The organism is Nocardia vaccinii NBRC 15922 (assembly GCF_001613305.1).
Lineage (GTDB): Bacteria > Actinomycetota > Actinomycetes > Mycobacteriales > Mycobacteriaceae > Nocardia > Nocardia vaccinii.
The window spans coordinates 14,714-37,889 of the sequence record NZ_BDCC01000012.1; the positions used below are offsets into that span (position 1 = coordinate 14,714).

The following is a 23,176-nucleotide window of genomic DNA, read 5'->3' on the forward strand; positions in this document are numbered from 1 at the left end:
CCATAGGTATTCGTCACGCCGTGACCAATACCTCTGGCCTCCAAGCATTTCCGGCATAGCGGGCAACCTCGTGGGCAAGAGCCCCTCCGGTCGCTCACGAGTGCTGCCGGTTCTGCCGAACCGCGATACCTCCTCGTCGACACGTCGCACCGCACGACTGCCCGGCCTCGACAGCGGCATACCCCTCACAGATCGCAACATTGGAGCAATCCTTCGTCGCCATCCGAGGGATGATGCCCCTCAGGTGTCGGCCGACCACCCCAGCGGCATCTGCGTACCTGTTCCGCAGCGATGTCGCGGGGGTATGCTCAGTGAGTCGGCGTTCCGCGATCGATGAGTATCCGAGGAATCGAGATATCTCATGCATGAGCTGGCAATTGCACAGGGAATCATCAGCGGGGCATGTGAGCATGCGGCGGGTCGGCGAATATATCGCGTGACCGTCGCGGTCGGAGCGCTGTGCGCGGTGGTGCCGGACGCCCTGCAGTTCTGTTTCGAACTGGCGGCCGAGGGCAGCCTCGCCGAGGGCGCCGAGCTGATCATCGAGGAGGTTCCCGCCCGGGGACACTGTCATCGTTGCGGGCGCGAGTTCACCCTGTACGAGCCGATTCCCCTGTGCGACTGCGGAAGTGCGGACGTCGATATCAGCGCGGGCCGAGACCTGCGAATTCGTTCGATGGAGGTGAGCGATCCATGTGCGCTACCTGCGGATGCGGCCGCGACAGCACAGCGGTGATCACCGAACCACACGACCACGAGCACGAGCACGAGCATCCGCACCCCCATGATCACGGTCATCCGGCCACCGAGACGGTGATCCTGGAACAGCGGGTGCTCGCCAAGAACGACGAACTGGCACAGCGCAATCGGCAGTGGTTCGCCGACCGCGGAATCCTGGCGCTGAACCTGACCAGCTCGCCCGGCGCGGGCAAGACCACGCTGCTCGAGCGAACCATCCGCGAATGCCCGAACCTCCCGATCGGGGTCATCGAGGGCGATCAGGAGACCGCGCTCGACTCCCAGCGCATCGCGTCCACGGGCTGCCGGGTCGTGCAGATCAACACCGGCGCGGGCTGTCATCTGGACGCGGCGATGACTCGGAGGGCACTGGACGCGCTGAACCCGCCGGACCGCGGCGTCGTCTTCATCGAGAACGTCGGAAATCTGGTGTGCCCGGCGCTGTTCGACCTCGGCGAGCAGGCCAAGGTCGTGATCGTCTCGGTCACCGAGGGGACGGACAAACCGCTGAAGTATCCGCACATGTTCGCCGCGGCCGGGCTGGTGCTGATCAACAAGATCGACCTGCTGCCCTACGTCGATTTCGATCTCGACGAGTGCGCACACTACGCCCGCGCGACGAATCCGAGCGTCGAAGTGCTGGCGCTGTCGGCGACGACGGGCGAAGGACTCGGCGAATGGTACGACCGGCTGAACGACAGGCGTCGTTTCATCCCCGAGCGGCCCATTGAGGTTACTTTCCAGCAAGCTTAAAATGATGTGGCAGATGTGACCTGAATCACAGGTTGGTATACAGTAGATCGAGACGCTTCGAGCCGGACCGGCCAGCCCCCGCCGGCTCGGGAAGGTGGCGCTGATGCCCACACAGGAAGCAGTCGAGGCCGAGCAAACGCTGATACACGTGCTGTGGATCAACGCGGGCCTGAGTTGCGACGGCGATTCGGTGGCGTTGACTGCCGCCACCCAGCCCAGTGTCGAGGAGATCGCTCTCGGAGCGCTTCCCGGCTTGCCCAAGATCGCCGTACATTGGCCGCTCATCGATTTCGAATGCGGCCCGACCGGCGGAGCCGACGATTTCCTCGAATGGTTCTTCAAGGCCGATCGCGGTGAACTCGAGCCGTTCGTACTCGTCGTCGAGGGATCCATTCCCAACGAACAGATTCACGGCGACGGCGGCTATTGGTGCGGCTTCGGTAACAATCCCGAGACGAATCAGCCCATGACGACCAGCGAATGGCTCGATCGCCTGACGCCGAAAGCCACCGCCGTGGTTGCGGTCGGCACCTGCGCGACCTACGGCGGAATTCACGCGATGGCCGGTAATCCGACCGGCGCGATGGGTGTGCCGGACTATCTCGGCTGGGACTGGAAGTCCAAGGCCGGTATTCCGATCGTCTGCGTGCCCGGCTGCCCGATCCAGCCGGACAATCTGTCCGAGACGCTGACCTATCTGCTCTATATGGCCACCGGGCAAGCCCCGATGATTCCGCTCGACGAAGCCCTGCGACCCAAATGGCTGTTCGGCGCGACGGTCCACGAGGGCTGCGACCGCGCGGGGTACTACGAGGAGGGCGATTTCGCCGGCGAATACGGCTCGCCGAAATGCATCGTGAAGCTGGGATGCTGGGGGCCGGTCGTGAAATGCAATGTGCCCAAACGCGGTTGGCTCAACGGCGTGGGCGGGTGCCCGAATGTCGGCGGCATCTGCATCGGCTGCACGATGCCGGGCTTCCCGGACATGTTCATGCCGTTCATGGACGAACCACCCGGCGGAAAACTCTCGTCCACGGCATCGGAGCTGTACGGATCGGTGATCCGCAGCCTGCGGCACATCACCGGTCGCACGGTCGACAGGGAGCCGCACTGGCGGCACCGGGGGGAGAAATTGGATACAGGGGCCACTCGCACCTGGTAGGAGGATCTCCCGATGACCCAGATCATCCCGGAGGCTTCACACAAGAAGATCGAGCCGGATTCGCTCGTCGAAATGGCGTGGGACCCGATCACCCGCATCGTGGGCAGCCTCGGCATCTATACGAAGATCGATTTCGAGAACCGGGAAGTGGTCGAATGTCACAGCACCTCGTCCATCTTCCGCGGCTACTCGATATTCATGCGCGGCAAGGATCCGCGCGACGCGCATTTCATCACCAGCCGCATCTGCGGCATCTGCGGTGACAACCACGCGACCTGTTCCTGCTACTGCCAGAACATGGCCTACGGGGTGAAACCGCCGCATCTGGGTGAATGGATCGTCAATCTCGGCGAGGCCGCGGAATACATGTTCGACCACAACATCTTCCAGGAGAATCTGGTCGGCGTGGACTTCTGCGAGAAAATGGTCGCCGAGACCAATCCCAGCGTCCTGGACACCGCCCGCAGGACCGAGGCGCCGCACGCGGCGATGCACGGCTACCGCACCATCGGCGAGATCATGGAGGCGCTCAATCCGTTCACCGGTGAGTTCTACCGGGAGGCGCTACAGGTCAGCCGCTATACGCGAGAGATGTTCTGCCTCATGGAAGGTCGGCACGTACATCCCTCCACGCTGTATCCCGGCGGCGTCGGAACGGTGGCAACCATCCAGCTGATGACCGATTACATGTCGCGGCTGATGCGGTACGTGGAATTCATGAAGAAGGTCGTGCCGATGCACGACGATCTGTTCGACTTCTTCTACACCGCCATACCCGGCTACGAGAAGGTCGGGCTGCGGCGCACGCTGCTGGGCTGCTGGGGTTCGTTCCAGGATCCGGAGGTCTGCAACTTCACCTACCGGGACATGGAGAACTGGGGTCGGAAGATGTTCGTGACCCCGGGCGTGGTCGTGGACGGCAAACTGGTCACCACCTCGCTCGTCGACATCAACCTCGGCATCCGAATCCTTTTGGGCAGTTCGTATTACGACGACTGGACCGACCAGGAGATGTTCGTGAAGACCGATCCGCTGGGCAATCCGGTGGACCGGCGGCACCCCTGGAACCAACACACCAACCCCAAACCGCAGAAGCGTGATCTGGACGAGAAGTACAGCTGGGTGATGTCACCGCGCTGGTTCGACGGCACCGATCACCTCGCCCTGGACACCGGCGGCGGCCCGCTGGCCCGGCTGTGGTCGACCGCGCTGGCCGGACTGGTCGACATCGGCTATGTGCGTTCGACCGGACACAGCGTGCAGATCAATCTGCCCAAGACCGCGCTGAAGGGGCCGGTGGAGTTCGAGTGGAAGATCCCGGCGTACGGGAGCAACACCATCGAACGCGACCGCGCCCGCACCTACTTCCAGGCCTATGCGGCCGCCTGCGCACTGCACTTCGCCGAGCAGGCGCTCGCCGAGATCCGCGCCGGCCACACCAAGACCTGGGAGAAGTTCGAGGTGCCCGACGAAAGCATCGGCTGCGGATTCACCGAGGCCGTGCGCGGCGTGCTCTCGCACCACATGGTGATCCGCGACGGCAAGATCGCCAACTACCACCCGTATCCGCCGACGCCGTGGAATGCGAACCCGCGCGACAGTTTCGGCACCCCGGGCCCCTACGAGGACGCGGTGCAGGGCCAGCCGATCTTCGAGGAGAACGATCGGGAGCATTTCAAGGGCATCGACATCATGCGCACGGTGCGCAGCTTCGATCCCTGCCTGCCCTGCGGCGTGCACATGTATCTGGGCAAGGGCAAATCGCTGGATGCCCTGCACTCCCCGACCCAGACGCTGACCGGCGAATAACGCCCGGCCCGGTCGCACCGGCCGGGCCACGGTGGAGGAGGCGATGCTCACGCGCTCCGAAGACAACGATCCCGACGCAGCGGTCGATGACGACCGGTGGCGCGGTGTGGGCGATCGGATCGAGAGCCTGCTCGATGCCGCGTCGGCGCACGGCACGGTGGCCCGGGAACGAGCCGAGGCGCTCGTCGGCGAGGTCGTGGATCTGTACGGCGCCGGGCTGCGGCGCATCGTCGAGAGCCTCGACGACGTCGCGGTGCGGCGCCTGATCCAGGACGATCTCGTGGCCAGTCTGCTGTTGGTCCACGGTCTGCATCCGCACGACGTGCGGACCCGGGTCGCCGCCGGGCTCGACAGTGTGCGCCCGTACCTGGGTTCGCACGGTGGCGATGTGCGCCTGCTCGACATCACCGGGGAGGGCGTGGTCCGGCTCGAACTGACCGGCAGCTGCCGCAGTTGCCCGTCCTCGGCGGTGACATTGGAGCTGGCGGTGGAGGATGCGGTGCGCGCGGCCGCGCCGGAGATCACCGCGATCGAGGTAGCCGCGGCCGAACCGTCCGGCGAGGCCGCGGTGATCGCACCGGACACGCTGTTCTCTCGTGTGCGATCCGGCGGAAACTGGCTTGCCGCACCGGAATTGGCCGATCTGGCAGCCGGCGAGGTGGGCGGGTTCGAACTGGGCGGTACCGCGCTGCTGGCCTGCCGCGTCGGCGAGGAGGTCTACGTCTACCGCGACTTGTGCGCGGTGTGCGGGCGGTCCCTGGCGGGCGCGGCGCTGCACCGCGGACTCGGGTCCGGTGATCCGGTGTTGCGCTGTCCGAGTTGCCGTGCCCACTTCGACGTGGTGCACGCCGGGGACCGGCTCGACGGCGACGGCCATCTGGAACCGTTCCCGGTGCTGGTGCGCTCGGGCGAACTGTCGGTCGCGGTGCCCGCGGGGGTGACCTGATGAATCCGACGGTACGGGCACTGCGGCGGATCGCGGCCGATCGGCCACCCGCCCCGGCCCCCGGCGAGCGGTGTGAGATGTGCGCGGAAGCCATCGCCGAGGAACATCAGCACGTCGTCGACGTCGAAGCGCGACAACTGATGTGCGTATGCCGCGGCTGCTATCTGCTGTTCACCGACCGTCGCGCCGCGCTGCGCTTCCGGGCCGTGCCGCAGCGGTACCTGTCGTTTCCGGACTTCACCCTGAGCCTGCCGGAATGGGACGGGCTGGAGATCCCGGTCGGCCTGGCCTTCTTCTTCCGCAACTCGGCCGCGAACCGCACCGTCGCCCTGTATCCCGGCCCGGCCGGGGCGACCGAATCCGAACTGCCGCTCCGTGATTGGCAGCGCTTCGTCGAACGGCACGGCGAATTCGCCGATCTCGCGGACGATGTGGAGGCGCTGTTGATCAGGGTGCCCGATCGCGATGCCGCCGCGGCGCAGTGCCTGCTGTTGCCGATCGACGCGTGCTACGAGTTCGTCGGGCGAATCCGCCTGCTGTGGCACGGTTTCGACGGTGGTTCGGCGGTGCACCGTTACGTGGACGAGTTCTTCGCCACGATGTCGGCCAGGGCTCGCCCGGCCGAGGTGGCGGGATCCGGGGAGGTCTCGTGAGCCCGGCCTACTCCACGACGTTCGCGGTGCTGGGCATCCGCCCCGAACCCTATGCGGTGACCCCGATCCTGTCCGCGCGGATCGGGATCGCCTCGGTCGGGGACGAACCCGTGCACGCGATCGCCCTGCGCGCCCAGGTGCGGATCGAGCCGGGCCGGCGCGGCTACACCGACGCCGAGAGCGCCGGGCTGCTGGATCTGTTCGGACCGCGCGAACGCTGGGCGCAGACGCAGCGATCCTTTCTCTGGATGCACTGCGCGACAACGATTCCAGGGTTCAGCGGCGGCTCGGAGGTGGACCTGCCGATGTCGTGCACCTACGATTTCGAGGTCGCCGGATCGAAATATCTGCACGCGCTGCGAGAGGGCACCATCCCGCTGCAGTTCCTGTTCAGCGGCACGGTGTTCACCCGTGGCAGTTCGGGTTTCGCGGTCCAGCAGATCCCCTGGGATCGCGAGGACCGATACGAGATGCCGGTCGCGGTATGGCGCGAGCTGATGGCGGCGCACTTCCCGAACGCGGGCTGGGTTCGCCTGCGCGAGGACACCATGACCGCGCTCGCCGCGTTCAAGGCCCAGCACGGCCTGCTCGGATTCGACGACACCGTCGAGCGACTGCTCGCCACCGCCGGGGAGTCGGCATGAGCGGGTCAGGGCCGGAGACGGCAGCGCAGCGTCACCACGAAGGCCCCCCGCCCATGCCCAGCGAACACAGCATGAGCGGGTCAGGGCCGGAGACGGCAGCGCAGCGTCACCACGAAGGCCCCCCGCCCATGCCCAGCGAACACAGCATGAGCGGGTCGGGGCCGGAGGCGGCAGCGGGGCGGCCGGAGACGGGAGCGCGGTCCGGCCGGGACCGTGCCCGCGCGGTCGCCGATGCGGTGCTCTACGAGGGATACCTGCTGTACCCGTACCGGGCCGATGCGCGAAAGAACCGCTCCCGGTGGCAGTTCGGCGTCCTGGGCCCGGTCGATGCGGCAGCGGACGGGTTCGGCGAGGACAGCGAATTCAGCGGGCAGGCGCTGCTGGATGTCATCGGTGCCTGCTCGCTGCGAATCACCGTGCGGTTCCTGCAAATTCAGCATCGCGGCATCCGCGATGCCGGCGACGAGCCCGTCGCGGAGCTGACCGCCGCCGGACGGACCTGGCTGGACTGGGACGAGGCGGTCGAGCGGGAGGTCGTCCTGGAACCCGGTGCGCCCGTGGCGTTCACCGCGCCGATCGAGATTCCCGGCGGCATCGACGTCGAGCGACTCGGCGACCCGGCGGGCGACCCCGAGGGCTCGGTCGTACGCACCCGGTGCGCGCTGGACGGACAGTTCGAACTGGCCGTCGAACCGGACGACGGATATCTGCGCCTCACCATGACGGTGCGCAATATCGCGGAACCCGCCACCGACCAGCGGGACGCCATCACCCGATCGTTGATCGGCGCCCACATCATCGCTGAAACCGAAGGCGCGCGGTTCGTTTCGCTGCTCGAACCGCCGCCGGAGGCCGAAGCGGCGGTGCGCCGCTGCGCGCACCATCGCTGTTTCCCCGTGCTGGCCGGACCGCCCGGCGATCACAGCCTGCTGCTGGTCTCGCCGATCATCCTCTACGACCACCCCGAGATCGCCGAGCAGAGCCCCGAACCGCTGTTCGACTCGACCGAGATCGACGAGATCCTGACGCTGCGCGTGATGACGATGACCGACGAGGAGAAGGCCGTCGCGCGGGCGACCGATCCGCGCGCGGCGCGCATCGTGGACCGCTGCGATGCGATGACCGCGCAAGACCTCGCCGGGCTGCACGGCGTCCTGCGCGACCCGCACGCCGCCGAGGTCCGCGCGATCCCGGAGATCCCGCCCGATGTGGACTGGTGGGATCCGGCCGCCGACGGTGCGGTCCGGCCGGAATCGGATGCGGTGCCCATCGCGGGTGTGCTGGTGCGCCGGGGCAGCCGGGTGCGACTGCATCCCGCCCGCCGCGCGGACATCCACGACATGTTCTTCGACGGCCGTGACGCGCGGGTCACCTCGGTGCACGCCGACGTGGACGGACGCACCCACGTGGGCGTGGTCATCCTCGACGACCCCGGCGCCGACCTGCACGAATGGTACGGGCGCTACGTGTATTTCGACCCGGACGAGCTGGAACCGCTCGAGGGACCGGACAACTGAACCCACGACCGCCCGCGACGCGGGCACGAGGAAAGGAGCACCCGTGGAGATCATGGGAATCATCTTGACGGTGATCGTCGTGGTGGCGATCCTCTTCGCCGCGGCGATCGGCCTGCGGTCCATCCCCGACGTGCGGCGTTACCTGCGAATGCGGCGGATGTGACCGGTCGGGTCCTGGTTGCCGGGATCGGCAACATCTTCCTGAGCGACGACGGCTTCGGCCCGGAGGTGGTGCGCCGGATGCCTTCCGTCCCCGGGGAATCGGCGCGGATCGTCGATTACGGCATCCGCGGTATGCACCTGGCCTACGACCTGCTCGGGGACTGGGATGCGCTGGTGCTCGTGGACGCCGTGCCGAACCGAGGTGAGCCGGGCCGGCTCGAGGTGATCCGCGCCGAACCCGATCGGGACCGTCCGGCCGATCTCGATGCGCACGGTATGGATCCGGCCGCGGTGTTCGCCGGTGTGCGTGCGCTGGGCGGAGCGGTGCCGCCCACGCTGGTCGTCGGCTGTCAGGCGCTTTCGACCGAGGAGGGCATCGGGTTGTCCGATCCCGTTGCGGCCGCGGTGGATCCGGCCATCGACACCGTCCGACGGGTCGTGGCCGATCTGTGTGACCAGCGAGCGGAGGTGTGAGCATGTGTCTCGGGATTCCCGGACGCGTCGTGGAGATCGTCGAGGGCTACAACCGGCAGCTGGCCCTGGTCGACGTCTCCGGCGAGCAGCGGAAGGTGAATATCGGCCTGCTCCAGGATGATCCGGTAGAAGCCGGAGAGTGGGTGATCATCCACATGGGGCTGGCGGTCGAACGGACCGACGAGGCGGGGGCGCGCCGGGCGCTGGCGGGCTTGGAACTGATGGGCCGGGGTGAGCCGTCGTGAGCGAGCGTGCGAGCGAACCATCGACACAGCGCACCGAGCGCGGCCGCTGCCGGTTGCTGGTGCGCGGCGTCGTGCAGGGCGTGGGATTTCGGCCGTTCGTCTACAGCACGGCCGCCGAACTCGCGTTGACCGGCAGCGTCGCCAACGACAGCGCCGGAGTGATCATCGAAATCGAGGGCGCGCCCACCGCCCTGCGCGAGTTCACCGAACGCTTACAGCACCGGCCGCCCCCGTTGGCGGTCATCGACTCGATCGAACGCATCGAACTGCCGGTGCGCGGCGGAACCGGATTCCGGATCGCCGGAACCACCCGGGGCAGTGGCCGCACCCTGGCCTCGCCCGATGTGGCGATCTGCGCGGACTGTGCGCGCGAACTGACCGATCCGGACGATCGCCGGTACCGTCACCCGTTCATCAACTGCACCAACTGCGGTCCCCGGTTCACCATCATCGCGAGCCTGCCGTACGACCGCGATCGGACCTCGATGGCCGATTTCGCGATGTGCGAGCGGTGCGCCCGCGAATATCACGATCCGGCGGACCGCCGCTTCCACGCCCAGCCGATCGCCTGCCCGGATTGCGGCCCTGGACTCACCTATTCCATTGCCGATAGCGGTGATCCGCTCGCTGAAGCGCGGAAGCTGCTGCGCGACGGCGGAATTCTCGCGGTCAAGGGGATCGGCGGATATCACCTGGCGTGCGACGCCGGCAACGAGGACGCCGTGGCACTGCTGCGGGCCCGGAAACGGCGCGGCGACAAGCCTTTCGCCGTGATGGTCGCCGATCCGGCCACCGCGGGCGCGATCGCCGATGTCGACGGCGACGCCGCCGTGATCCTGACCGGGCCGCAGCGTCCGATTCTGTTGCTGCCGCGCGGAACCCGACCCGTCGCAGGGTCGGTGGCTCCGGGCAATCGGGATCTCGGCGTGATGCTGGCCTACACGCCGCTGCATCTGCTGCTGTTCGGGCTGCCCGGTGATCCGCCCGGCCCGGACGTGCTGGTGATGACCTCGGCCAATCTCGGCGGCGAGCCGATTTGCTACACCGACGACGATGCCGCGCAACGACTCACGGATCTCGCCGATGCGGTCCTCGGGCACAACCGGCGCATTCTGGTGCCCTGCGACGATTCGGTGGTCCGGCTCGTCGACGGCGAGGAGTTGCCGATCCGCCGGTCGCGCGGATACGCGCCGCTGCCGCTGGCACTGCCGATGCCACTGGCACCCACCGTCGCGGTCGGCGCGGATGTGAAGAACACCTGCGCGGTCGCCGACGGGCGGTACGCGTGGCTGAGCCAGCACATCGGCGATATGGACGAGCTGGCCACCCTGCGCGCGTTCGAGGCCGCCGAGGCTCATCTCGAGGAACTCACCGGCGTCCGGCCGCGACAGCTGGCCGCCGACGCCCACCCGGGCTATCGCTCGAGTGCGTGGGCGCACCGCACCGCGGGCGAGCGCCCGGTGTCCTCGGTGCAGCACCATCACGCGCACATCGCGGCGGTGATGGGCGAGCACGGCCTGCCCGGTTCCGCGACGGTCACCGGAATCGCGTTCGACGGCACCGGATTCGGCGCCGACGGGGCGATCTGGGGCGGGGAGATACTCGCCGCGGGGTACAAGGGTTTCCGCCGCCTCGCGCACCTGGCCTACGTCCCGCTGCCGGGCGGTGACACCAGCGTGCACCGGCCCTACCGGATGGCGCTGGCGCACCTGCACGCCGCCGGGATCGACTGGTCCGAGGCGATCGGATCGGTCGCCGCCTGCCCGCCCGACGAACGCCGGATCCTGCTGCACCAGTTGACGACCGGACTGGGCTGCGTACCGACCTCGAGCATGGGGCGGCTGTTCGACGCGGTGTCCTCGCTGGCCGGTGTGCGGCATCGCGTCGACTACGAGGCGCAGGCCGCCATCGAACTCGAGGGCCTGGCCCGCGATATCGCGCCCGAGCACGCCTACCGCTTCGAGATCACCGATCCGGACGCCGACGGGGTCGCCCGCATCTGTCCCGCATCCCTGCTGGCCGCGGTGGTCGCCGACGCGCTCGCGGGCGCCGGAGCCGAGCTGATCGGCGCGCGATTCCATGCGGCGGTGGCGGAGTTGATCCTGGACGCGGCGTGCCGATTCGGCGAACCGGGCGTCCCGGTCGCCCTGTCCGGTGGAGTGTTCCAGAACGCTCTGCTGTTGTCGCTCGCGCGTCGTCGCCTGCAGGAGAACGGATTTCACGTCATCACCCACCACAGGGTGCCACCCAACGACGGCGGCCTGGCCTTCGGGCAGTTGCTCGCTGCCGGAGCCCGATGAGCGAAAGGCAGGAACCGATCATGTGCCTGGCAGTCCCGGGGAAGGTGCTCGAACTCTACGAGCGCGACGAAACCCTGATGTCGGTGGTCGACTTCGGTGGTGTCCACAAGGACGTCTGCTTGCAATACATCCCGGACGCGGCCGTCGGCGACTACGTCGTCGTCCACGTCGGATTCGCCATCCAGCGCCTCGACGAGGAATCGGCCCTGAGCACCCTGGCCGAATTCCAGCATCTGGGCGTGCTGAAGGAGGAATTCGGCGACGGGTTCGCCAGCGCGGCCCGTCAGTCCGGCCTGCCCGACCCGACCGCACCGTCCCAGCCCGCTTGCGACAACGAGGTGAACCCGTGAAATACCTGGACGAATTCAGCAATCCCGAGCTGGCCCAACGCCTGCTCGAACGTATTCGCGCCACCACCACACGCCGCTGGGCGATCATGGAAGTCTGTGGCGGACAGACGCATTCGATCATCCGGCACGGTATCGACCAGTTGCTGCCGGATCAGATCGAGATGATCCACGGCCCCGGCTGCCCGGTCTGTGTCACCCCGCTGGAAATCATCGACAAGGCGCTCGAGATCGCCGCGCGCCCGAACGTGATCTTCTGCTCCTTCGGCGACATGCTGCGCGTACCGGGAAGTTCGAAGGATCTGTTCCGGGTCAAGAGCGAGGGCGGCGATGTGCGCGTGGTGTATTCGCCGCTGGACGCGCTCACCATCGCCAAGGAGAATCCCGACCGGCAGGTGGTGTTCTTCGGCATCGGATTCGAGACCACCGCCCCGGCCAACGCGATGACGGTGTATCAGGCGCAGCGCCTGGGCATCGAGAACTTCTCGCTGCTGGTCTCGCATGTGCTCGTACCGCCCGCGATTGCCGCCATCATGGAATCACCCGACTGCCGGGTGCAGGCATTTCTCGCCGCGGGGCACGTCTGCTCGGTGATGGGCACCGCGGAGTATCCGCCGCTGGCGGAGCAGTACCGAGTTCCCATGGTGGTCACCGGATTCGAGCCGCTGGACATCCTCGAAGGCATCCGCCGCACGGTGATCCAGCTGGAGGAGGGCAGGCACGAGGTCGAGAACGCCTACCCGCGCGCGGTTCCGGCGCAGGGCAATCCGGCCGCGAAGGCGATGCTCGAAGACGTATTCGAGGTCACCGATCGCGGCTGGCGCGGTATCGGCGTGATTCCGCGCAGCGGCTGGCGACTGTCCGCGGCGTACCGCGACTACGACGCCGAATACCGGTTCAGCGTGACGGACGTGCACACCGACGAGTCCCCGGTCTGCCGGTCCGGTGAGGTGTTGCAGGGCCTGATCAAACCGACCGACTGCGCGGCGTTCGGCACGAAGTGCACACCGCGTAATCCGTTGGGCGCCACCATGGTGTCCTCCGAGGGCGCATGCGCCGCCTACTACCTGTACCGGCGGCTGGATCAGCCCGCGGAGGTGGCACATGCTTGACCGGACCGGAATCTCCGTCTCGCCGCCGGAATTCGATGCCGGCAGCTGGGTGTGCCCACTGCCGCTACGGGATTCGCCGACGATCGTGATGGCGCACGGCGGCGGTGGCGCGATGTCGGGGGAATTGATCGAGCACCTGTTCCTGCCCGCGTTCGGGGCGGCCGCCGACGCCGCTCTCGGCGATGCGGCGGTAATCGACGTGGCCGGTGTCCGCCTGGCGTTCTCGACCGATTCATTCGTGGTCAAACCGCTGACGTTTCCCGGGGGCACGATCGGCGAACTGGCGGTCAACGGCACCGTCAACGATCTGGCCATGATGGGCGCGCGTCCGCTGGTCCTGTCCACCGCCTTCATCCTCGAGGAGGGCACCGAACTGGCCGAGATCGCCCGTGTCGCAGAATCTCTCGGCACCGCGGCCGCCATCGCGGGGGTGAAACTGGTCACCGGCGACACCAAGGTCGTCGATGCCGGACACGGCGACGGGATATTCGTCAACACCGCCGGAATCGGCCTCGTCCCCGAGGGTGTGGACATCGGCCCGCATCGGGCGCGCCCCGGTGACGTCGTGCTGATCAGCGGCGATATCGGTGTGCACGGGGTCGCGGTGATGAGTTGCCGCGAGGGCCTGGAATTCGGCACCACCGTGCGCAGCGACACCGCACCCCTGAACGGTCTGGTCGCCGACCTGCTGGCCACCGGCGCGGATGTGCACGTGATGCGTGACCCGACCCGCGGCGGCGTGGCGGCGGCGCTCAACGAGATCGCCGCCCTGGCGAATGTCGGTGTGCGACTGGACGAACGCGCATTGCCGATTCCCGATCCGGTGCGCGACGCCTGCGGTCTGCTCGGTCTCGATCCGCTGTACGTCGCGAACGAGGGCAAGCTCGTCGCCTTCCTCGCGCCGCAGGACGCGGATCGCGCGCTCGAGGCGATGCGAGCGCATCCGCTCGGTGCGCGAGCACAGGCGATCGGGGTCTGCGTCGACGACCATCCGGGTATGGTTGTCGCCCGGACCGCACTGGGCGGAACGCGCGTGGTGGACCTTCCCGCCGGTGAACAGCTGCCGCGGATCTGCTGAGCGATCACCGGCGAGGCGATGCGGCAGGCAGCAGTGCGGACGCGCCCGGCGATCCCGGCGGCGCTCACCCGGATCTGGACGAAATCCACCCGGGCGCAACGTCGTAGCGTGACGCTGATGACGAGCGTCGTGCTGATTCTGCATCTGGGCGGCTGGGGCATGCTGCTCACCCTCGTCGCACCCGGTCACTACACGGCCGGTACGACGGTCTTCGGAATCGGCTTGGGCGTCACCGCGTACACGCTGGGCATCCGGCACGCCTTCGACGCCGACCACATCGCCGCCATAGACAACGCCACCCGGAAACTGGTGTCCGACAACCGGAAACCGCTGTCGGCCGGATTCTGGTTCTCCCTGGGGCATTCGACGGTCGTCTTCGTGATGGTGCTGGCGCTCGGGCTCGGCGGGCGGGCGCTGACGCACGGCATCGAGAACCGGAATTCGGGCCTGCAACGGTGGACCGGGGTCGTCGGCACCGGAGTGTCGGGCGCCTTCCTCATCCTGCTCGGCCTGCTGAACCTGGTATCGCTGATCGGCATCGGCCGGGTGTTCGGCACGGCCCGGCGCGGGCGGTACGACGAGCGCGAACTCGAGCGACGGCTGCAATCGCGGGGCGCGGTCAACCGGGTGCTCGCGCCGCTGCTGCGCGCGGTCCGCGCGCCGGGGCAGCTGTACCCGGTCGGGCTGCTGTTCGGCCTGGGATTCGACACCGTCACCGAGGTGAGCCTGCTGGTGCTGGCCGGAGGCGCGGCCACCACCGGCATGCCCTGGTACGCGATCGTCGTTCTGCCCCTGCTGTTCTCGGCGGGCATGACGCTGTTCGACTCGCTCGACGGCGCGTACATGAACTACGCCTACGGCTGGGCCTTCGCCGAACCGGTCCGCAAGATCTACTACAACCTGGTCATGACCGGACTGTCGGTCACCGTCGCGCTGCTCATCGGCGCGCAGGAGATCATCTCCATCCTGGCCGATCGGCTCGACATCACCTCCGGGCCGCTGGCATGGATCGGCGATCTCGATCTGGGCTCGATGGGCGTCGTCCTGGTGGCGCTGTTCCTCGGGACGTGGCTGCTGGCTCTGGCCCTGTGGCGGTACACCGCACTGGGCCGACGCCGCGGCGACGAGCTGATCGCCGGGCCCCCGTCGTGACCGCCGTGAGCGGGCCGCAACTGTTCGCGCGCTACGCCTACGCCCCCAACGCCCTCGGCTACTGCGGTCCCCCGGACGCGGCGGCCATGGCCGGGGGGACCGACGCCGAAATCCGCTCGCTGGCACGCCGGTTCTCGGGGGTGTGGCCGTATCTGCGGGTGCTGTCGAAAATGACCGGAATCACCGATCCGCTGGATTCGCGGCTGGTCGAATCCTATTGGCTCGGTGGCGGAGTCGGCGCGAATGTCGACCGCGCGGAGTTCCTGTCGAATCTGCTCGCGCTCATCGGCCCGATCGCGGGAGGGTACTGGCAGCACCTCACCGCGGATCTGTCGGAGGAGGCCGCCGCCGATCACGGCTTCCACGTCTTCGGCATCTATCCGTGGACCCGGCTGCTGGGCCGCGGCCCGGACGAGCTACCGCTGCGGATTCTGGACAACTGCCGGATAACCCCGGCGCGGGTCTGCGAACGGGACGGCTCGGCCCTCGTGGTCCTCGCCCGCCGCCTGTGCTGGGACGGCGAGCAGTTGTTCCTATCCGAGGAGATCCCGCGTGTGGTCGAGATAACCGGCCCGGCAGACGAATCCGTGGCCGATATCGGGATCGGCCACGATATCGCCCTGCACTGGGACCACGTCTGCGGCCGCCTCGACAGCGACCACGTCGAGCATCTGGCGACCGCCACCGAACGCCGGCTGACGGCGACCAATCACCGCCTGAACAGATGACGGGCGGTGGTGCTCGAGACTGCCGCTGATCGATCAGGCCGAAGCCGAGGGCTCACCGTTCGAAACCGCTGCGGCAGTGAGGAAGTCGTCGACTATGCGGGTGCAGTCGGCCCGGGTGGCATAGCCGATGCCGGTGAGGCGGGGAAAGATGATGGGGCCGATGAGCTGGGCCAGCACCGTGGCCATTTCGCGGCCCGCGAGCAGCGGGCGCGCCTCGGGGGCTTCGAACAATTCGTCGAAGGGCTTGCGGTACTGCTCGATCAGGCGGTGTCGCAGGGAACCGACGCGGGCGCCGGCGCTGTCGTCGGCGCGTTCCGCGGTGGCCAGCCAGGCCAGGGTCGTCAGGTATACGGGGGCCTCGTTGATCGCATCGGCCTGACGGGTGACCAGTTCGATCAGGCGTTCGCGCAGGGTGCCCTCGGCGGGAGCCCGTACCACCGGCGGCAGCATGCGTTCGAGGGTGGCGGCGCGCAGCTGCACCACATTGTCGAAATGCCGGTACAGGGTCGTGCGGGCGACATGCGACATTCGCGTGACGCCGTCGATGGTCACCGCCTCGAGCCCGCCCGACTCGAGCAACGCGGTGGCGGCGTCGAGCAGGCGGGCGCGTGAGCGCACCTTGCGTGGATCGCCGTCGTCATCGTGCTCCGGCCGAGCATCGGCACCGCTCCTGGTCATGTACGGCGAAGGCTCCTCGGGGATATCTGTCGTTATCAGCCACACTATGATACTGGTAGTTGCGTAGCGATACCCATAGTTTCGTTTCTTGGGAGGCAACGATGAACCACCCGGTGGCGCAGATGTCCGCAAGAATGCGATGGGTCGTGTCGCTGTCCTGCCTGGCCGTGGCGCTGGTCGTCGCGGCGATGGCCGCGCTGTATACCGCATTGCCGCACATCGCCACCGAAACCGGTGCGACCCAGGGACAACTCACCTGGATCATCGACGGGTACACCCTGGCCCTGGCATGTCTGGTACTGCCTGCCGGAGCTCTCGGCGACCGCTTCGGCCGACGGCTGATGCTGCTGGGCGGGCTGGCGGTATTCACCGTCGCCTCGATCGTGCCACTGATCGTCCACGGGCCGATCTGGCTGATCGCGGCACGCGCGATCGCCGGGGCCGGGGCCGCGTTCGTGATGCCGTCCACGCTGTCGATCCTCACCGCCGGGCTGCCCCGCGACCGGCGCAACATCGCGGTGGGCATCTGGGCCGGCACGGTGGGCGTCGGGGCGATCGTGGGCATTCTCGGCTCGGGACTGCTGCTGACGTGCTTCTCGTGGGAGTCCATCATGGTCGCGATGGCCGCCGTGGGCGGCGTGCTGACGATCGCGACCGGCACCGTCCCGGAATCGCGCGACTCCTCCCGCCCGGCCTTCGATCCCTGGGGCGCGCTGTCCGGCGCGGTCACGGTGGCGCTGGCCGTGATCGCCGCGCTCGAAGCGCCACAACAGGGTTGGACCTCCCCGATCGTCATCGGTGCGGCGATCGGCGCGGTGGCGGTGGGCGCGGGATTCGCGGTGATCGAACTGCGCGTCGCGCATCCGCTGCTGGACGTGCGCCTGTTGGCCCGTCGCGGATTCGGTACCGGAACCGCTTCCGTCGCAGTGCAATTCATGGTGTCGTTCGGGCTCTTCATGCTGATCGTGCAGTACATGCAGCTGATCCTGGGGTACCAGCCCCTGATGTCGGCGGTGGCGATGGCCCCGATGATCGTGCCCATGGTCACGCTGGCGCTGATCTCGCCGTGGCTCGCCGAACGCTACGGGCTGCGACTGCCTACCACCAGCGGCCTGGCGATCGTCGGCGTCGGCCTGCTCGCGCTCGGGCGTCTGGGATTGCACAGCACGTTCATCGATCTGCTGTGGCCGCTGCTGATCATGAGCACCGGGCTCGGTCTGTCCGCGGCCCCGGCGACTGCGGCCATCGTCAACGACGCACCGCCCGACAAGCACGGCGTCGCCGCGGCGGTGAACGACGCGGCGCGGGAGGTGGGCGCGGCGATCGGCATCGCTCTGGCGGGCAGCATCCTGGCCGCGGGGTACAGCAACCGCATCTCGAGTGTGATTCCGCTCATTCCGGAACAGATCCGCGGGCCGGTTTCCGGCTCGCTCGCGGGCGCGCTGGCGGTCACCGACCGGATCGGCCCGCAGGCGCAGCCCCTCGCCGATATGGCCGAGGCGGCCTTCGTCCACGGGTTGCACCAGGCCACAACCGTGCTGGGTACGGCCGCCGTGGCGGTCGCGGTGCTGCTGGGGGCCTGGGCTCCCGGACGCAGAGCCCGCACGGCCTCCGCACCCGCCGAACCGGAAGTCACCGTCGGCGTCGACTGAACCGCGCTCACCCCACCGGTCTCGACCAAGCGATTGCCATGCATCGCCTATGAGAATAAGATTCTCCTAACAAGCGAAGGAGGATCTCATGCCAGTGCGGACCTTGCCGTACCCGCTGTTCGACGCCGACAACCATCTCTACGAAACCGAAGAGTCGCTGACGAAGTACCTTCCCGATCGGTACAAGAACGCGATCCAGTACGTGAATGTCAACGGGCGCACCAAGATTGCCGTACGCGGTCAGATCAGCGACTACATCCCCAACCCCACCTTCGAGGTGGTCGCGCGGCCCGGCGCGATGGAGGACTACTTCAAGAACGGCAATCCCGAAGGCAAGAGCCGCCGGGAAATCTTCGGTAAGTCGATGAAGTCGATCCCGGCCTTCCGGGAGCCCGGCGCCCGGCTGGAGCTGATGGACGAGCTCGGGGTGCAGCGCTCGCTGATGTTCCCGACGCTGGCCAGCCTCGTGGAGGAGCGCATGCGCGATGATCCGAAGCTGATCGTCGCCGTCGTGCACGCCCTCAACGAATGGCTGCTGGACGTCTGGAAGTTCAACTACAAGGACCGCATCTTCACCACGCCGGTGATCAGCCTGCCGTTCGTGGACAAGGCGATCGAGGAGCTGGACTGGGTTGTCGCCAACGGCGCCAAGGCGATTCTGGTACGTCCCGCGCCGGTGCCCGGCCTGGAGGGCCCGCGCTCGTTCGCGCTGCCGGAGTTCGACCCGTTCTGGCAGCGCGTGGTCGAGCACGACATCCTGGTCGCGATGCACTCCTCGGACAGCGGCTACTCCCGCTTCGACGCCGAATGGGAGGGCAACAGCAGCGAGATGCTGCCGTTCGTGACCAACGCCTTCCGGATGGTCAACGAGTGGCGGCCGGTGCAGGACACGGTCGCCTCGTGGGTCTGCCACGGCGCGCTGTTCCGTTACCCGAAGCTGAAGATCGCCGTCATCGAGAACGGCTCGGCGTGGCTGAAGCCGCTGCTCGAGACCCTCGCCGACGTCTACAAGAAGGCCCCCGAGGGCTTCGGCATGCAGGATCCGGTCGCCGCGATCAAGAAGAGCATCCACGTGAGCCCGTTCTACGAGGAGGGCGTCACCGATCTGATCGATCTGATCGGCGTGGACCGGGTGCTGTTCGGCTCGGACTACCCGCATCCGGAGGGCCTTGCCGAGCCGACCCACTTCGCCGATATGCTCGGCCACCTGTCCGAGACCGACCAGGCGAAGATCATGGGCGGCAACCTGGCACGGCTGCTGGGCGTGTGAGTGGTCGGTCACGCGGTGAGTGCTGACTGCGACACCCTCGCGGAATTGGTGTCGAGTGCGGGCGACCGCTTCGGTTCGGCCGAAGCGGTCGTCGACGGGCCGATACGCTGGAGTTTCGCCGAACTCGCCGATCGGGTACGCCGTGCCGCGGGCGCATTCGCGGCGGCGGGGATCGCGAAGGGTGAGCGCGTCGCGATCTGGGCGCCCAATTCGGCGCAGTGGATCGTCGCGGCCTTCGGAGTGCTGACCGCGGGTGCTGTGCTGGTTCCGGTGAACACCCGCTTCACCGCCGCCGAGGCCGACGACGTGATTCGCCGCAGCGGTGCGCGAATGGTGTTGGCGGAACAGGGATTCCTGGGACGCGAGTACACCGCCGACGTGCCGGTGATCGATCTCGCCTCGGAATTCCTCTCCAGCGCAGAGCCTTTCGGGGCGCAGATGCTGGGCACCGATGTCGCGGACGTGATCTACACCTCCGGTACGACCGGAAAACCCAAGGGCGTCATGATGAATCACCGTCAGACGCTGCGCCTGTACGCCGAGTGGTGCGATCTGGCCGATCTGCGGGAGGGCGACCGGTATCTGCTGGTCAATCCGTTCTTCCACACCTTCGGCTACAAGGCGGGACTGGTCGCCTCGCTGACCCGCGGCGCGACCATGCTGCCGGTGCGGGTGCTCGATATGCCCGCGGTGCTGGACCTCATCGAACGCGAACGGGTGACCATGCTGCCCGGCCCGCCGACGCTGTATCACTCGCTGCTGGAGGCCCGGGGCAGCGGGCACGATCTGTCCTCGCTGCGCGCGGCGGTGACCGGCGCGGCCGATATTCCGGTCGAACTGATCCGTCGCATGCGCGAGGAGCTGCCGTTCCGTTCGATCATGACCGGTTACGGGCTGACCGAGGCCGGGACCGCCACCGCCTCGCGGCCGGGCGACACCTTCGAGCAGATCGCCACCACCGCGGGCACGGCCTGCGACGGCATCGAGGTCGAGATCGGCGACGACGGCGAGGTGCTGGTGCGCGGATATTCGGTCATGCAGGGCTATCTCGACGATCCCGAGGCCACGGCCGCGGCCATCGATCGCGACGGCTGGCTGCACACCGGCGATCTGGGCGAACTCGACCCGGACGGGCGGCTGCGCATCGTCGGCCGCAAGAAGGACATGTTCATCGTCGGCGGTTTCAATGCCTACCCGGCCGAGATCGAGGGTTTCCTGCTGGAACATCCGGCCGTGGCGCAGGTCGCGGTGATCGGAGTGCCCGATGAGCGGCTCGGCCAGGTCGGCAAGGCGTTCATCGTGCCGAAAAGCCCTGTGACAGAGGAGGAATTGCTGCGCTGGAGCAAGGATCGGATGGCCGGGTTCAAGGTGCCGCGGTCACTGGAGTTCCGTACCTCGCTGCCGATGAACGCCACCGGCAAGGTGGTCAAGGACCAGTTGCGGTGAGTTCGGCGATGACGGTTTCGCCGAACTCGGCGAGGGTGCGCGGCGCGGCGAAATCGGCGAACCACACGTAGAACCGCTCGACCCCGCGCTGCGCCAGCCCCGCGAAGTGATCGACGAGCTCTGCCGCGTCGCCGACGACGAGACCGTCACGCAGATAACCGAATCGGCGCTCACTGCGTGCACGCACCTGTTCGGCGTCGCCTTCCCGCCCGACGAATCCGACCATCTGCTGTACCGAGACTCGCGCCGAACCGACCTCGGTCCTGAGCGAATCCAGCCGATCCAGGTGCGAGACGGGCAGATTCCACCACGCGGCGTGGCGACGCACCAGCTCGAGGACCGGTGCGCTCGATCCACCGACGACGATCGGGATCGGCGTGCCCGGACGCGGCGGCTGCACCGGCTCGTTCTCGGTGAAACCCCAATACTGTTGCAGCAGTTCGAGAGTGTGCCCGAGTCGTTCCCGCCGGGCCGCGGCCTTGTCCCGGGTGATGTCGAAGCCGGCCAACTCCGCGGGCACCGACCCCGCGCCCAACCCGAGTTCGAAGCGGCCACCGGACGCCTCCTGCAGGGTGACCGCTTGTTTGGCCAGCACCGCCGGATGCCGGAACGCGTCGCACAGCACCAGATGGCCGAGCTTCAGCCGCTCGGTCCGCGCGGCTACCCAGGTCGCGACCGTCATCGCCTCCCACAGCGGCTGATGTTCGGCGCCGGGCGCGAGCAGATGGTCGATGAACGCCATCCCGTCGAATCCCGCGGCTTCGGCCGCCTGTGCCCGCTCGACGATATCGGGCATACCCATGCGGATCTGCGGCAGGAACACGAACCACTCAACCATCGGAACTCCGTTTCCTCACAGGGCCAAGCCACCGTCGACCGGCACCACCGCACCGGTCATCGCACTACTGTCCGGACCGGCGAGAAAGGCGAGCACCGAGGCGATTTCGGCCGGGTCCAGAACTCGGCCGAGCGGCTGCTGCCCGCCCATGCGCGCCGCGTCGGGCAGGTGGTAGATCCGCGCGGTCTCGGCCAGCACCTCGGTATCGGTGGATCCCGGACTCACCGCATTGGCGCTGATCCCGGTACCGCCCAGTTCCGCGCCCAGCGCCCGGATCAGCCCCGCCACACCGGCTTTCGCCGCACAGTACGCCGCCAGCCGAGGCAGGCCCTTGGTGGCCGCGGCCGAGGCGACGGCCAGGAAACGTCCGGTGCGCGGCTCCGGACGCGCCAGCAGCGCCGGAATCGCGGCGCGGGCCAGATTCATCACCCCGCCCAGGCAGATGTCCATGACGGCGCGTTCCCGCTCGACCGGCATCTCCCACAGCGGTTCTCCGCCCGCGATGACCCCCGCCACCGCGATCGCCGCGTCCAATCCGCCCCAGGTCTCGACCGCCTCGCCCACCGCGGCGCGCAATGCCTCCGGATCGCGCACATCGGCCACGAAGGGCCGTACCGCGCCGACCCGGCTGACCCGGCTGCTCGCCTCGGTCGCCACCGCCACCAGTTCACTCTTGCTGCCCATCGGATATCGCAGCGCCGGATCGTCGCCCGCGACGTCCACCGCGAGCACCGACCAACCCCGATCGGCGAGTTCCAGCACGGTGGCCGCGCCGATCCCCCGCGCCGCGCCCGTCACCAGCGCCACCCGCCGATGCTCCCCCGAGTTCACCTTCCCGTGCGGACGCGCCACGACCCGCTCCCTTCTTCGCGATCACTTGCGATACAACAACTCTCGCCGAATCCTCGGCCGCGGACGCGGCACGACGCCGCGCCTGGAGCACACACCGCACCCGCCATCGATCGGGACAGCTTCGACCAGCGATCCGCGGCTGTCACGACGTCGAGGGCCGCGGCGGCATGGTCGTTCATGAGCCCTCCCGCAACGCCGGTCGCAGCACTGCGCGAATCTAGTGGAAATGTGATTCTTTAAATAAGATAATGGTGTTTCATGACAGGGACAAGACCGGCGGCGCATGCCGCGTCCGCACGGCCACACGAATGGAGGGCTCCATGAAGATGCTGGTGAACTCGCGCGCGATCGCGGGTAAGGACGAGGAGTACAACACCTGGTACGCCACGGTGCACGTCCCGGAGATGCTCGCCATTGACGGCGTGAGTTCCTGTTCGCGCCACCGGCTTCGGACCGGCGCGGGCGGGCCCGTCGAATTCCTCGCGATCTACGAGATCGACGGCGATATCGACACCGTGCGCAAGGAGATCGGCGCGCGATTGAAGGACGGCCGCATGTCGGCGAGCACCCTGGGCGATCCCGAGCACACCACGATGACGGTCTGGGAACCGATCTGACCA

General features: G+C 67.8%; 24 protein-coding genes. 21 read left to right on the forward strand and 3 right to left on the reverse strand.

Annotated features, from left to right (window positions below; genetic code table 11):
* Positions 1–361: 361 nt before the first annotated feature.
* The 17 genes from NV1_RS08635 (at position 362) to NV1_RS08710 (ending at position 15,820) form a co-directional block, all read left to right on the forward strand.
* A complete protein-coding gene (locus NV1_RS08635; protein ID WP_067887649.1) occupies positions 362–736 on the forward strand; it encodes a hydrogenase maturation nickel metallochaperone HypA/HybF in 375 nt (124 codons plus the stop codon).
* Positions 694–1,491: a hydrogenase nickel incorporation protein HypB gene (gene hypB, locus NV1_RS08640; RefSeq protein WP_067887651.1), complete on the forward strand. Its 798-nt coding sequence runs from the start codon at positions 694–696 to the stop codon at positions 1,489–1,491. The genes NV1_RS08635 and hypB overlap by 43 nt, the downstream gene beginning before the upstream one ends.
* Positions 1,492–1,594: 103 nt before the next feature.
* Entirely contained in the window at positions 1,595–2,653 is a 1,059-nt protein-coding gene (locus tag NV1_RS08645) for an NADH-quinone oxidoreductase subunit B family protein (protein ID WP_067888724.1), read from the forward strand.
* 12 nt (positions 2,654–2,665) lie between these two features.
* The gene (locus NV1_RS08650) at positions 2,666–4,462 is read left to right on the forward strand and encodes a nickel-dependent hydrogenase large subunit (RefSeq protein WP_067887654.1); all 1,797 of its coding nucleotides are present in this window, start codon (positions 2,666–2,668) and stop codon (positions 4,460–4,462) included.
* A 43-nt stretch (positions 4,463–4,505) separates the two neighbouring features.
* Positions 4,506–5,408: a NifU family protein gene (locus NV1_RS08655; protein ID WP_067888727.1), complete on the forward strand. Its 903-nt coding sequence runs from the start codon at positions 4,506–4,508 to the stop codon at positions 5,406–5,408.
* Positions 5,408–6,061, forward strand: a complete 654-nt coding sequence (locus NV1_RS08660) for a DUF5947 family protein (protein WP_067887657.1) — start codon at positions 5,408–5,410, stop codon at positions 6,059–6,061. Before NV1_RS08655 ends, NV1_RS08660 begins: the two co-directional genes overlap by 1 nt.
* Positions 6,058–6,705 carry a DUF6084 family protein gene (locus tag NV1_RS08665; protein WP_067887661.1) on the forward strand — a complete coding sequence of 216 codons (648 nt, stop codon included), beginning with the start codon at positions 6,058–6,060 and terminating at the stop codon, positions 6,703–6,705. The genes NV1_RS08660 and NV1_RS08665 overlap by 4 nt, the downstream gene beginning before the upstream one ends.
* A 128-nt stretch (positions 6,706–6,833) precedes the next feature.
* Complete coding sequence (locus NV1_RS08670) at positions 6,834–8,222, forward strand: hypothetical protein (protein WP_245713617.1); 1,389 nt, start codon at positions 6,834–6,836, stop codon at positions 8,220–8,222.
* Between the two features lie 52 nt (positions 8,223–8,274).
* Positions 8,275–8,385, forward strand: coding sequence for a DUF6893 family small protein (locus NV1_RS46740; RefSeq protein ID WP_373864601.1), 111 nt, complete (start codon positions 8,275–8,277; stop codon positions 8,383–8,385).
* On the forward strand, positions 8,382–8,858 hold the full coding sequence (locus tag NV1_RS08675) for a hydrogenase maturation protease (protein ID WP_067887671.1): 477 nt from the start codon (positions 8,382–8,384) through the stop codon (positions 8,856–8,858). Before NV1_RS46740 ends, NV1_RS08675 begins: the two co-directional genes overlap by 4 nt.
* A 2-nt stretch (positions 8,859–8,860) precedes the next feature.
* Positions 8,861–9,103, forward strand: a complete 243-nt coding sequence (locus tag NV1_RS08680) for a HypC/HybG/HupF family hydrogenase formation chaperone (RefSeq protein ID WP_067887674.1) — start codon at positions 8,861–8,863, stop codon at positions 9,101–9,103.
* Complete coding sequence (gene hypF / locus NV1_RS08685) at positions 9,100–11,403, forward strand: carbamoyltransferase HypF (RefSeq protein ID WP_067887686.1); 2,304 nt, start codon at positions 9,100–9,102, stop codon at positions 11,401–11,403. The genes NV1_RS08680 and hypF overlap by 4 nt, the downstream gene beginning before the upstream one ends.
* A 20-nt stretch (positions 11,404–11,423) precedes the next feature.
* Positions 11,424–11,753, forward strand: a complete 330-nt coding sequence (locus tag NV1_RS08690; RefSeq protein WP_067888733.1) for a HypC/HybG/HupF family hydrogenase formation chaperone — start codon at positions 11,424–11,426, stop codon at positions 11,751–11,753.
* Positions 11,750–12,862, forward strand: coding sequence for a hydrogenase formation protein HypD (hypD, locus tag NV1_RS08695; RefSeq protein WP_067887688.1), 1,113 nt, complete (start codon positions 11,750–11,752; stop codon positions 12,860–12,862). The genes NV1_RS08690 and hypD overlap by 4 nt, the downstream gene beginning before the upstream one ends.
* Positions 12,855–13,940, forward strand: coding sequence for a hydrogenase expression/formation protein HypE (gene hypE / locus NV1_RS08700; protein ID WP_067887691.1), 1,086 nt, complete (start codon positions 12,855–12,857; stop codon positions 13,938–13,940). Before hypD ends, hypE begins: the two co-directional genes overlap by 8 nt.
* A gap of 18 nt (positions 13,941–13,958) precedes the next feature.
* On the forward strand, positions 13,959–15,092 hold the full coding sequence (nicT, locus tag NV1_RS08705; protein ID WP_218026940.1) for a Nickel transporter NicT: 1,134 nt from the start codon (positions 13,959–13,961) through the stop codon (positions 15,090–15,092).
* Positions 15,089–15,820, forward strand: coding sequence for a DUF6390 family protein (locus NV1_RS08710; RefSeq protein ID WP_067887695.1), 732 nt, complete (start codon positions 15,089–15,091; stop codon positions 15,818–15,820). Before nicT ends, NV1_RS08710 begins: the two co-directional genes overlap by 4 nt.
* 33 nt (positions 15,821–15,853) lie before the next feature.
* Here NV1_RS08710 and NV1_RS08715 read toward each other — a convergent pair whose 3' ends face one another.
* Complete coding sequence (locus NV1_RS08715) at positions 15,854–16,498, reverse strand: TetR/AcrR family transcriptional regulator (RefSeq protein ID WP_067887698.1); 645 nt, start codon at positions 16,496–16,498, stop codon at positions 15,854–15,856.
* A 101-nt stretch (positions 16,499–16,599) separates the two neighbouring features.
* Between NV1_RS08715 and NV1_RS08720 the strand changes: the two genes are divergently transcribed.
* From NV1_RS08720 to NV1_RS08730, 3 genes are all read left to right on the forward strand, one after another.
* The gene (locus NV1_RS08720; protein WP_067887700.1) at positions 16,600–18,150 is read left to right on the forward strand and encodes an MFS transporter; all 1,551 of its coding nucleotides are present in this window, start codon (positions 16,600–16,602) and stop codon (positions 18,148–18,150) included.
* Positions 18,151–18,238: 88 nt separating this feature from the next.
* Positions 18,239–19,420, forward strand: coding sequence for an amidohydrolase family protein (locus NV1_RS08725; protein WP_067887703.1), 1,182 nt, complete (start codon positions 18,239–18,241; stop codon positions 19,418–19,420).
* Positions 19,421–19,435: 15 nt separating this feature from the next.
* Positions 19,436–20,866, forward strand: coding sequence for a FadD3 family acyl-CoA ligase (locus NV1_RS08730; RefSeq protein WP_067888739.1), 1,431 nt, complete (start codon positions 19,436–19,438; stop codon positions 20,864–20,866).
* On the opposite strand, the gene NV1_RS08735 is transcribed toward NV1_RS08730, so the two are convergent.
* Complete coding sequence (locus NV1_RS08735) at positions 20,847–21,704, reverse strand: LLM class flavin-dependent oxidoreductase (RefSeq protein WP_067887705.1); 858 nt, start codon at positions 21,702–21,704, stop codon at positions 20,847–20,849. The two genes, NV1_RS08730 and NV1_RS08735, sit on opposite strands and share 20 nt — an antisense overlap.
* A 15-nt stretch (positions 21,705–21,719) precedes the next feature.
* The gene (locus tag NV1_RS08740) at positions 21,720–22,556 is read right to left on the reverse strand and encodes a mycofactocin-coupled SDR family oxidoreductase (protein ID WP_245713618.1); all 837 of its coding nucleotides are present in this window, start codon (positions 22,554–22,556) and stop codon (positions 21,720–21,722) included.
* A 320-nt stretch (positions 22,557–22,876) separates the two neighbouring features.
* Here NV1_RS08740 and NV1_RS08745 point away from each other — a divergent pair, with 320 nt between their 5' ends.
* Complete coding sequence (locus NV1_RS08745; protein ID WP_157116710.1) at positions 22,877–23,173, forward strand: DUF4286 family protein; 297 nt, start codon at positions 22,877–22,879, stop codon at positions 23,171–23,173.
* Positions 23,174–23,176 lie beyond the last annotated feature (3 nt).